The 11,862-nt window shown below is 67.1% G+C and carries 6 protein-coding genes and 1 pseudogene; 4 read left to right on the top strand and 3 right to left on the bottom strand.

The window, feature by feature from the left end:
• Window positions 1-80: 80 nt before the first annotated feature.
• Complete coding sequence (locus EDD92_RS44215; RefSeq protein WP_123969470.1) at window positions 81-2,024, bottom strand: RICIN domain-containing protein; 1,944 nt, start codon at window positions 2,022-2,024, stop codon at window positions 81-83.
• A 529-nt stretch (window positions 2,025-2,553) separates the two neighbouring features.
• Between EDD92_RS44215 and EDD92_RS44210 the strand changes: the two genes are divergently transcribed.
• The 3 genes and pseudogenes from EDD92_RS44210 to EDD92_RS44200 all read left to right on the top strand — a co-directional run.
• Window positions 2,554-5,244 carry an RICIN domain-containing protein gene (locus EDD92_RS44210; RefSeq protein WP_123969469.1) on the top strand — a complete coding sequence of 897 codons (2,691 nt, stop codon included), beginning with the start codon at window positions 2,554-2,556 and terminating at the stop codon, window positions 5,242-5,244.
• Between the two features lie 143 nt (window positions 5,245-5,387).
• Window positions 5,388-6,947: an alpha-L-arabinofuranosidase B gene (locus tag EDD92_RS44205; RefSeq protein ID WP_185124330.1), complete on the top strand. Its 1,560-nt coding sequence runs from the start codon at window positions 5,388-5,390 to the stop codon at window positions 6,945-6,947.
• Between the two features lie 18 nt (window positions 6,948-6,965).
• Window positions 6,966-7,811, top strand: a pseudogene (locus tag EDD92_RS44200) (arabinofuranosidase catalytic domain-containing protein); the annotation flags it as partial.
• 147 nt (window positions 7,812-7,958) lie between these two features.
• Here EDD92_RS44200 and EDD92_RS44195 read toward each other — a convergent pair.
• Complete coding sequence (locus tag EDD92_RS44195) at window positions 7,959-9,020, bottom strand: LacI family DNA-binding transcriptional regulator (RefSeq protein ID WP_123969468.1); 1,062 nt, start codon at window positions 9,018-9,020, stop codon at window positions 7,959-7,961.
• 407 nt (window positions 9,021-9,427) lie between these two features.
• Here EDD92_RS44195 and EDD92_RS44190 point away from each other — a divergent pair, with 407 nt between their 5' ends.
• On the top strand, window positions 9,428-10,765 hold the full coding sequence (locus tag EDD92_RS44190) for a ferric reductase-like transmembrane domain-containing protein (protein ID WP_399185147.1): 1,338 nt from the start codon (window positions 9,428-9,430) through the stop codon (window positions 10,763-10,765).
• A gap of 202 nt (window positions 10,766-10,967) precedes the next feature.
• Here EDD92_RS44190 and EDD92_RS44185 read toward each other — a convergent pair whose 3' ends face one another.
• Window positions 10,968-11,765, bottom strand: coding sequence for a FadR/GntR family transcriptional regulator (locus EDD92_RS44185; RefSeq protein ID WP_123969467.1), 798 nt, complete (start codon window positions 11,763-11,765; stop codon window positions 10,968-10,970).
• Between the last annotated feature and the right edge of the window lie 97 nt (window positions 11,766-11,862).

Here is an 11,862-nt window from a genome sequence, read left to right as displayed (position 1 = left end):
CCGCTCGGGCAGCGGTCGCCCGAGAAGTGCGCGTATCCGGCGCCTGTGTGCGCCGGATACACGTTTCTTCCGGTCCTCTGTCAGGAGGGGATGATCTGCCACTGCTGCTGGGGGATGGCCGTGTAGGTCCACTGGTTGATGGCGGCTCCGTCGGCGGTGGAGCCGCTGTCGACGTTGAGGGACAGGCCGCTGAGCCGGTTGGTGAGGAGGTAGTGGCCGTCGCCGGTGGGGGTGATGGCCCAGTGCTGCTGGGGCGCGTTGGCGTCGCCCCAGATATCGGCGCCTGCGCCGTCCACGCGGGAGAGTCCGCCGATTTCCATGAGCGTACCGCTGTTGACGTTGCGGATCTTGTAGTAGCCGCTGTCGGCCCGGGCGATGGTCCACTTCTGGTTGGCGTGGTTCTGCCAGGACCACTGCAGAATGGCGGTGTTGTTGGCGGTTTTGGCACCCGAGACGTCGGCGACCTTCCTGCTGTGGCGGGCGACGAGGCGGTACACGGTGCTGTCGCCGGGGAAGAGGGTGGAGACCAGGACGGGTGTCGCGGTGCGGCCGCCGATGCGCAGGTTGCCGATGTTGGCGTAGCCGCCGGTGCCGGCGGTGACCTGGATACGGACGAAGCCGGCGTTGCGGCCCGGCCATTCGACGAGTTTCGGGGTGCGGTCGCCGGCCCAGCGGGCGGTGGCGACCTGGGTGAAGGCGGTGCCGTCGGTGCTGGTGGAGATGGTGCAGGCGGTGATGTCACCGTCGGTGGTGTTGGTGCGGCTCCACTGCTTGGGCAGGTACTCGAGGGTGGAGATGTTGCTCCATACGCCGCCGAGGTCGATGGTGATGGTCTGGGGCAGCGGGAGGTTCCAGGTGGACCAGCAGGTCTCGAAGTTCTTGTCGCTGAGGCCGTCGACGGCGTTCAGCGGGCCTTCGCCCGTGTTGTATGCGGTGGCGTAGGCGGCCACGGGGGTGACCGGGTGTTCGGCGCGGAGCATCTGTGCGGGCAGGGGCGGCCGGGAGGTGTTGGGGCCGCTCCAGGCGGCGCCGGCCTCGGCGAGCCGGTTGACGATGTTGGTGTCCAGCACACCGTTGCGGTTGGGCGGGCAGTTGAGGATGAACGAGGTGTACTTGGGCTCCAGGTCCGTCAGATGGGAGAGGATGGCGTCCCTGCTCATCGGATCGGTCGTGGGCGTCGTCGGATGCCAGAACCACCCGTTGCTGATCGTCTGGCCCTGCAGCGAGGCGTAGGTGTTGCCTGCCGGTGAGGTGATGCCGAGGGGCTCCTCGAAGTAGATCGCGTCGCCGAGGTAGGGCACCGACAGCCCGCCGTGGTCGATCATCACGATGTCGGGCTGCAGGGACTTCACATGTTCCCTGACGCGCTGGTAGGGGACGGCCTGCTGGCCCATCTGCCAGGCGTAGCCGTCGGTGACGAACATGTCGATGTCGCCGTAGTTGGTGAGCAGTTCGGTGATCTGGTTGAGGATGTAGGTGATGTCGCCGGGCTGGACGGCCTGGTCGGAGGCGACTTTGTGGCGGGTGTCGTAGGCCTGCACGTTGTAGGTGCGGTCCCAGATGGAGAAGTACAGGCCGACCTTGAGGCCCTGGGCCCGGAAGGCGGTCACGTACTGCGCGACGACGTCGTGCTGGTAAGAACTGTGGGCGACGTTGTAGGTGTTGTAGGCACTGGGCCACAGGCAGAAGCCGTCGTGGTGCTTCGTGGTCAGGACGCCGTAGCTCATCTTCGCCGCCGCCGCGGCCGCCGCCCACTGGGCGCAGTCGACCGCCGTGGGTGCGAACAGAGCCGGGTTCTGGTTCGGGGCGGCCCACTCCTGGTTGGTGAACGTGCCCATGTTGAAGTGATTGAACATGCCGAACCGCATGTTCACCAGGTTGCTGAGATTGGTCTGCATGTCCGCGGCGGCCGCCTGAGGGAGCAGGCCGGAGAAGCCGGGAACCACGGGCAGCGCGCTCGCGGCCGCAGCAGCGCCCGCGGCGCCCAGCAGGGTACGACGGGACAGTCTTCTATCTGACGGCATAGGTGTACTCCCGGGTGAGTTACGCATGAAGTTCGATGACGTCACTGCTCCGTGTCAACAGGTAAGTGGATGAAAGTACTTGGAGTGAGAGCAGATGAGACCGTTTTATCCAGCTACTCGACGTTACGTTCCGTCGAGACATGCCATGTTTCACGGAGGCGCAGGAGCGTGATAACCCATAGACCCCGCTGAGGTTCAGGCACGGCGTATACGGTCACGACGGCGCTCAGGAGCTTGACGGCGACTTGGACCCCACAAAATGAGTACTACTCATTTCAGGGCTCGGCTATTTCGCTGGAATAGGCCGGGTGGGACGCAGCCGGCGGTCGATTGCCAGTACCAATACTGCTGCCACCTGGGGTTATTACCTACCGTAGATGGCGCGCACTGTGCCGATCCCGATGCCTCCACATGTCATCCGTGTTGCGCCAGTGAAAAAATAGGCATGCCTATCGTCTTGACTGCGCCGCTTCCTTGCATTGATAAATGCAACTCATAGGAGCAGGGGTTCGGAGGAGGGACACCACAGATGAGACCCCCACGCATCGGAGCCGGGACAGTCAAGGCGCTCGCAGCGGCGGCTGTCGTCTTCGCGGCCGTACTGCCCGCTCAACCCGCCTACGCGGCCACGACGAACTTCTACGTCGACCCTGTCAACGGCAGTGACAGCAACTCGGGAACCAGCACCGCCGCAGCCTTCAAGACCATCCAGGCCGCCAAGGCCGCGGTCCGAGCCGTCAACGCGAACATGTCCGACGACATCGCCGTGAACCTGCGCGGAGGCACCTACCCCCTCACCAGCCCGATCACCTTCGGCACCGGCGACTCGGGCACGAACGGCCACACGGTCGTCTATCAGGCGTACAACGGTGAGACGCCCGTCATCACCGGCGGCAAGGCGATCACCGGCTGGACCACGGCTGCGGGCGGCGAGTACAAGGCACCTGTAGGCACCCTCGACTTCCGGCAGTTGTACGTCAACGGGGTCCGCGCCACCCGGGCCCGCTTCCCCGACCTCGGCTCGGACTTCCAGCTGCAGGGCAGCGACAAGACCAACAAGCTGCTGAAGGTGCTCAGTTCACAGGTCTCCAACTGGGGCCACCTCAACCAGGTCGAGATGATGCTGGAAACGCAGTGGGGCGAGAGCTACCTGCGGCTGAAGTCGATCAGTTCCAGCAACGGCACCGCCGACGTGTCGATCCAGGACCGCGAGGCGGGCATCCTCTTCCCGCGCCCCTTCCCGGTCCTCTCCAACGGCTCTCCCCTGCACTTCGAGAACGCCCACGAGTTCCTCAACGAACCGGGCGAGTTCTACGTCGATACGGCCGCCCAGACCGTCTACTACAAGCCCCGCCCCGGCGAGGACATGTCCACGGCCACCGTGCAGGCGCCGACGCTGCAGACCCTCTTCGACATCAAGGGCACGAATCTCGACAGTCCGGCCCACGACCTGCGCTTCTCCGGGCTCACCTTCACCGGGACCACCTGGATGGAAGCGACGAACAACGGCTACCTCAACGGCCAGGGCGGCAACTACAACCTCTCGGCCGACACCTCCAACAACCAGTACGTCGGCCGTCCGCCGGCCGGGGTCCAGGCGTCGAACGCCGACCGCCTCTCCTTCACCGGCAACACCTTCACCCAGATGGGCGCCACCGCCCTCGACCTGCACCACGGCGTGCACGACAGCACCGTGACCGGCAACCTGGTCCACGACATCGCCGGCAACGGAATCATGGTCGGCAAGTTCTCCGACCCGACCGTGGAGTTCCACACCGTCTACAACCCGCCCACCTCACCTGCCGGTGAGGACGCCAGGGAGGTGGTCAAGAACGTCACCGTCAAGAACAACCTGATCACCCGGGTCGGTGAGGACTACCTGGGCACGGCGGGCATCAACGCGGGCTTCGTCAACAGCACCACCATCGACCACAACGACATCTCCGACACTCCGTGGGCCGGCATCTCGCTCGGCTGGGGCTGGCAGTCGGCGGCCAACGCCGAAGGCAACAACAGCGTCAGCTACAACCGGATCGGCAACGTGATGAACCGGCTCTGCGACTCCGCCGGTATCTACCACCTCTCGAACGACCCGGGCACGGTCTTCAACGGCAACTACATCCACGACGTGATACGCATGCCGTCCGCCTGCGGCTCGGCCGTGTCCGGCATGTACCTGGACGAGGGGTCGAACAACATGACCCTTTCGAACAACGTGCTGTCGCACACCGACGGATTCATCAACCAGAACCGCAACGGCTCCAACGTCACGCTCACCAACAACACGACGTCCGGCGACGCGGTGATCAAGGCGTCCGGTCTCGAGTCCGCCTACCGTGGGCTGGCGGCGAAGCTCAACCTCGCCTACAACAAGCCGGCGTCCTCTTCCTCTGTGAACGGCTCCGCCTGGGGCGCGGCCAAGGCCAACGACAACGACGGTGCCACCGGCTGGTCGCCAACCGGGAGCGACACCTCGGCGTGGTGGCAGGTCGACCTGGGGCAGGCCTACCAACTCGGACAGTTCTCCCTGACGACCCGTCAGGACCTGGACCAGTCGGAGACGCGCGGCCACTTCGAAATCCGGGCCTCCAACGACCCGTCGTTCGCCACGTACACCGTCGTGGGACGCCAGACGGACACGCTGCCGCTCGCCTCGACGCTCACGGGCAACATCGACGTCCGCCAGAAGTTCCGCTATGTGCGGGTCGCCAAGACTGACGGCGCGTACTTCTTCATCGCGGACTTCAGTGTGCAGCAGGCCGACGGTGCGCTGGAGGACGCGACCGGTACGCCGAACGTCAACGCGTCGACGTACTACACGTTCAAGAACGTCAACAGCGGCCAACTGATGGACGTGTACCAGAACTCCACCGCCGACGGCGCGAGCGTCATCCAGTGGCCGAGCAATGGTGGGGCCAACCAGCAGTGGAACATCGTTCCGGTCAGCGGTCAGCTTTACAGGATCGTGAACCGGAACAGCGGCAAGGCCCTCGACATCAACGCCTCCAGTCACCGGACGGGGACCGCGCTGCAGCAGTACACCTACAACGGCGGCAACAACCAGTTGTGGTACTTCGAGCCGACCAGCGGTGGATACGTCATCCGCAACTTCGAGAGCAGGCAGGTCCTGGAGGTCGGTGGTGGATCGACGGCCAACGGAGCCGCCGTCAGTCAGTGGATGCCGCTGAACCAGTCCAACCAGGCTTGGACGATCCAGTGACAGGGTGACCAGACGCGGTCGGCGGATTCACCCGCCCGGACGCGTCCGTCCGCCCTCAGCCCCCATCAGCCCGCCCCCACCTCCACGGCAAACCCGGTTGGGGGCGCGGCTTGCTGTCCCCGTAACGATGAACAAGGGAGTACATGGTGCCTGCGCTGCTCATATTCGGAAAACTGGGCCGGGGGGTGGTTGTCTGCCTGACCGCCGTGGCGCTCGCCTTCACCGGCCTCATCGCCTTCAGCGGCGCCTCGCAGGCGGCTGCACAAGGGCCGTGCGACATTTACGCGGCGGGCGGCACGCCGTGCGTCGCGGCGCACAGCACCACCCGCGCGTTGTTCGCCTCCTACAACGGCCCGCTCTACCAGGTGCAGCGGACGTCGGACAGTACGTTGCACGACATCGGCGTACTGTCGGCCGGAGGCGTCGCCAACGCCGCGGCACAGGACTCGTTCTGCGCCGGCACCACCTGCACCATCACCCGCGTCTACGACCAGACCGGCAGCGGCAACACCCTGGTCTATCAGGGACCCGGCGGTACGGGCGGCGCCGACACGGCGGCCAACGCGACCACCGAAGCGCTCAGCGTGGGCGGCCAGAAGGCTTACGCGCTCTACATCAACCCCGGCAACAGCTACTTCGCCTACAACTCCTCCGGGGGTGTGCCGACCGGCAGCTCACCCGAGGGCGAGTACATGGTCACCAGCGGCACCCACGTCAACAACGGCTGCTGCTTCGATTACGGCAACACGGAGATCGACCACAAGGCCGACGGCAACGGCGCCATGGACGCGATCAACTTCGGTACGGAATGCTGGTTCGGCGGCTGCAGCGGAACCGGACCGTGGGTGCAGGCGGACCTGGAGAACGGCCTGTTCTCCGGCGGCAGCAAGACGTGGAACCCCAACCAGGTCTCCCAGACCAGCCGCTTCGTCACGGCAATGCTCAAGAACAACGGCACCACCCAGATGGCGCTCAAGGGCGCAGGCGCCCAGTCCGGGAGCCTGACCCAGCTCTACAGCGGCGCACTGCCCGGCGGATGGAACCCGATGCACAAGCAGGGTGCTGTCATCCTCGGCAGCGGCGGCGACTGCTGCCAGACCAACCGCAACGCGAGCGCGGGCACCTTCTACGAGGGCGCCATGGTCAAGGGCTACCCCTCCGACGCCACCGACGCCGCGGTCCAGGCCAACATCGCCGCGGCCGGCTACAGCACCAACACCGCCAGCCCCTTCACCCCGGGCGCGAAGGTGTCGCTGCAGGCCACCACCTCCTGCTGCACCAGCGACTACCTGCAGCACGACACCGGCGACGACAAGGTCGTGATCGCGCCGGTGACCTCCAGCAGCTCGACCACCGACAAGGGCAACGCCACCTGGGTCGTCCGTGCCGGCCTGGCCGACAGCAGCTGCGTCTCCTTCGAGTCGGCCAACACACCCGGCAGCTACCTCAGGCACTACGCGTTCCAGCTCCACCTCCAGCCCAATGCCGGCACCAGCCAGTTCGCCGCCGACGCCACCTTCTGCTCCAAGCCGGGAAACAGCGGCACGGGCTACTCCCTGCAGTCCTTCAACTACCCGGCCAAGTACATCCGCCACTACCGCTTCACCGGCTACATCGCGAGCAACGGCGGTACCAACGCCTGGGACACCACGTCGTCGTGGGCCCAGGACACCAGCTGGCTCGCCGCCGCCCCCTGGAGCTGACGCTCCCCTCGCAACGCCCTGGAGAACGGCCTGTTCTCCGACGTGAACCGCGGGTTCAACGCGGGCGACCCCAGCGTCAACAACCGGTTCCAGACCGCCATGCTCAAGGGCGGCCCTAACCAGTGGGCCATCCGCGGCGGCGACGCCCAGTCGGGCGGCCTGTCCACCTTCTACAACGGCGTACGCCCCAACGTCTCCGGCTACAACCCGATGAAGAAGCAGGGCGCGATCATCCTCGGCATCGGCGGCGACAACAGCAACACCGGCCAAGGCACCTTCTACGAAGGCGTGATGACCCAGGGCTATCCCTCGGACGCCACCGAGAACGCCGTCCAGGCCAACATCACCGCCGCCGGGTACAACAGCGGCTCGACCAGCACCGGAACCCTCACCCCCGGCTCCCGGATCTCACTGAAGGCCACCACCTCGCCCTGCTGCACTTCGGACTACCTGCGCCACGACGACGCCGACACCAAGGTCGTCATCTCCAGCATCACCTCCGCCAGCTCGGCCACCGACAAGGCCGACGCCACCTGGATCGTCCGGGCCGGACTGGCCAACACCTCCTGCCTGTCCTTCGAGTCGGCCGACAAGCCCGGCCAGTTCCTGCGCCACTCCAACTACCAGCTCTACCTGGACACGGACAACGGCGGCAGCTCGTTCGCGAAGGACGCCACCTTCTGCCCCACCGCGGGCAACAGCGGGATCGGCCACTCCTTCCAGTCCGTCAACTTCCCGACGAAGTACCTCCGCCACTACAACTTCACGGCCTACATAGCCGGCAACGGCGGCTCCAACGCCTGGGACTCCACGTCGTCGTGGGCGCAGGACACCAGTTGGCTCACCGCATCTCCCTGGAGCTGACAACCTGGAGGTCGCGGGCCGGAGCACCTTGGCGCTGACATCGTGCACGGCCCGCGGCTTCCGCCCATGGCGCCAAGGCCGCCGCTGTGCCGTGTCAGGCCAGCGCCGCGGCGGCTGGGCGTGGCAGGACTCCAGCGGTCACTGGAATCACTCCGGTCGTCCTCTTCGTCGCGCATCCGTCGCCGGGCGCCGGGTGGAGCGGCGAGGAGTCAGCACGGGTTGCACGAGCCGACGCCGCCCCACGCCGCTGCGGGCGTTGATGACGGCGATCAGCAGGTCGACAGCTTCGGCGCCTATCCGGTCCGGGCGAAGGCTGAGCGCCGTGACCGGCGGGGTGGTCGTCGCGTAGTCCGGATCCTCGCTGATACACGCCACCAGCAGGTCCCGCGGCACCCGGAGCCCGTGGTGGCGAGCGGCGGCGAGGATGTTGTGACCGGAGTCGGAGTAGACGCCGATGACGGCGTCCGGTCTCGGATCTTGGTCGAGCAGCCGGCCGACCGCGTCCTGTTCGGACGTGAAGTAGTCGGGCAGTGAGGCGTACTCCTCCACGAGGGCGGGCATGCGGTGTTCGTCGCACCAGGACCGGTAGGCGTGTGCGATCAGGCGCGGGTACGCGTCGTCGTGCAGGGGCAGGGAGAGCCCGATCCGCCGGGCGCCGGACTGCGTGAGGTGGTCGAGAAGCAGGCCCAGGCCCACTTCGTGGTCCGTGTCGACCCACGCGTCGCACCAGTGCGGCTGGAGCGGCCGGCCATCGGTGACCATCGGTATGCCACGCTCCCGCAGGATGGCAGCCACCGGGTCGTCCGCGCGCGGGGCGACGTGGATGACGCCGTCCATCGCCGTGTTCAGCCACATCCACGGTGACATCGAACTCGGCATCACCTGGAGCAGAAAGCCGCGCTCATGCGCCGCCGCCATGGCGCCCAGCACCAGTTGTGCGTAGTACGGGATCTCGGTGTACGGGACGGGCAGGTCGCCGTACGTGGTCATGGTCAGGCCGAGCACTCCGGTGCCCCCACGGGCCAGGGCGCGGGCCGTGCTGGCCGGGGCGTAACCGAGTTCGCGTGCCACGGCCAGCACACGCTGCCTGGTCGCCTCGGACAGCCGCCCGGTGCCGTTGAGCGCGTTCGACACCGTGGCCGTGGACACACCAGCACGTGCGGCCACGGCATCCAGCGTGGGCCGCCGCCAGACACGCGAGCTCGTCATGCGTACCCCATGTTTCCCAACAACCCTGCGGCGGCTTGTGGTTAAGACCTTAATCAGCCAGCCTGCCCGGCGAAGGCGGCCGAGGCCGGCCGCCGGGTGAGGAGTTAATCAGATGCCGGACGCCTTCGACGGCACGTCTGCGGCGCCCGCAGGAGGCCCGCCTCACCGCCGGACGTTTCTGGCCGCGGCCGCGGCAGGCGCGCAGGCGCTGGGTGCCGGCCGGACACCGAGTGGTTCCTGCTGCCAACGGCACTGACCCGCGTGGACAGACGCCCCTGCTCAGCCAGGCAGAAGCAGCACTCTCTGTTCCTGCCCCGAACGGGGACGGAACAGGTTCAAGGACGCCCGGGTCTCGCGATCTCGCGGGGGCCGGGCGCGAATGGGTCATGAGACAAGAAGAGGAAGCGGTGGAAGCGACATATACCCAGGTGCGGCAAGGCACCATACCCCCGGTAGTTGCGGCGCGCTGGGCGCTGTGGACGTTTGTCATCGTCAACCTGATGATCGTCGAGGTGCTGTTCCTCAGCGCCGGGACCGGCCAGAACGGGGTGCTCACGGTCGCCAAGTTCTTCGGCCTGCACGCCGCCGTGCTGATGCTGTTCCAGTTGCTGCTGGTGGCCCGGCTGCCGTGGCTCGACCGCCGTATCGGCATGGACAGGTTGACGGTGTGGCACCGGTGGGTCGGCTTCACCCTGCTGTGGACCATCCTCAGCCACGCGGCGCTGGTGGTGCTGGGGTTCGCGCGGCTCGGCCACACGTCGATGACGAAGACGTTCTTCTCACTGGCAGACGTCCCGGCCTCCCTGCTCGGGATGTGCGCCGCGGCGGTCGTGGTCGTGGTCGCAGTGGTGTCCGCCCGGTATGTGAGGCAGCGGCTGCGCTACGAGGTCTGGCATGGCCTGCACCTGCTGCTGTACGTGGCGTTGGGGCTGGCGTTCGTCCACCAGTTGCAGGAGACCACGACCTTCAGTTCCTCCGCGCCCGCGAAAATCTACTGGTGGGCCCTGTGGCTGTTCGCATTCGGTGCCCTGGTCACGGGGCGGTTCGTCATGCCTGTGTGGCGCAACGTCCATCACCGATTCGAGGTCGCGGCGGTGGTACTGGAGTCGGACAACGTGGTGTCGGTGCATGTCACCGGCCGCCACCTCGACAGGCTGCCGGCTCGGGCCGGCCAGTTCTGCATCTGGCGGTTCCCCGGGCACAACCACTGGTGGCTGGCGAATCCGTTCTCGCTGTCGGCGGCACCCGACGGCCGAACGCTGCGCCTGACCGCCAAGGCAGTCGGCAGCACCAGCGCCGGCCTGCGGCACCTCCCCGTCGGGAGCCGCGCGTTCGTCGAGGGTCCGTACGGCGCGTTCACCTCGGTGCACCGAACACGGTCCGGTGCGCTGCTGATCGCCGGAGGCGTCGGCATCACGCCGATTCGAGCCCTGCTGGAGGAGGAATCGGCCGGCGACGTCGTCGTGCTCTACCGGGTGCGCAGTGAGAACGACGCCGTGCTGGTCGACGAGGTACGGGACCTGGTCGCCGACCGCGGCGGGCGGCTGCACCTGCTCACCGGCCCCAGGGGAGAGGGGGCATCGCCGTTCGAGCCGGACAGTCTCCGTGCCCTGGTCCCCGACGTAACCGAACGCGACGTGTACGTCTGCGGCCCGCCCACGATGACCTCTGCCGTGCTCAGCACCCTCCGCAGGCTGGAGGTCCCCCAACGGCAAGTACACGCCGAGCGGTTCGGCCTGGCCTGACCTGCGGGGGCCGACGGGCGCGAGCGGAGCCTCGGCTCCTGCTTGCTGACTTGACTTTCCTGCCGGGAAGGAGGGACGCCTGCTTCCCGGCAGGAAAGTGGTGTCCCGTGGTGGTGGACATCGATACGCCGATGTACTCGGGTACTCAGGTTTCTGCCTCGGAAGGCGGTGGCCGCCCCGGCCCCACGATCGTGTCAGTCACCTAACCGAACAGGCGTCGCTGGATCTCCCGCCGGTAGTCCTCGAGTGTCCTGTCGAGATGTGCCGCCGTGGCCTCGGCCGCCTCGTCGGGCCGGCCGTCGCGAATGGCCCGGTAGATCACCTCGTGCTCCACGACGGCGGACTCGGTGCCTTCACCGAGCGTGTCGTGGATGCCGATCGCGCTGGACTGCCGCTGCAGTCGTCGAGCGTCACGCACCGCGCTGACGAGGAAGGCGTTGTGCGAGGCGACGGCGACGCCCATGTGGAAGTCCTCGTCCGCCTGGTTGAACACGTCGACCTGACCGTGGGCGAACCCGTGCCGGCACTGCTGCACGGCCACCTCGATGGTCCGCAGTTCGGCGGGCGTGGCACGGGTGGCGGCCAGACTGCTCGCCGCCGTCTCCTGAACCCGGCGGAATTCGAACAGCATGAGCACGTGATCGAGGTCGACGGGTCGGAAGAAGCCGCCCCAGCGGCTGGTGAGGAGCATGCCCTCGTCGTCCGCGACGAACAGTCCGCGCCCCTTGTGGGCCCGGACCCGGCCGAGCGCCGAAAGGATCTTCACGGCCTCCCGCACCACCGCCCTGCTGGTGTTCAGCCTCTGCGCCAGATCGTTCTCCGTGGGCAGCCGGTCGCCTGCCACCAGACGGGCCTCGGCGATGAACTCGAGGATCCGCTCCGCCACGACCTCGTAGCCGGGCCGGTAGTCAGGCCGCGCGTCCGCGCCGTTCACCGCTGCCGCCGCAACGGGAGGTGGCTGCGCCGGCAAGGCCGTCTGGGCCGCGGGCGTGTCGTTCATCTGTCCTGCCTCCTGGCTGACGCAACTGGGCGGCTGATCGCTGTGAGCCGCGCTCATCGTATCTCAAGCCTCAATGAGTCGTACTCATCAGGCCAGC

Source organism: Streptomyces sp. TLI_185 (assembly GCF_003814765.1).
Classification (GTDB): Bacteria; Actinomycetota; Actinomycetes; order Streptomycetales; family Streptomycetaceae; genus Streptomyces.
This window is presented reverse-complemented; position numbering and strand designations above follow the sequence as displayed.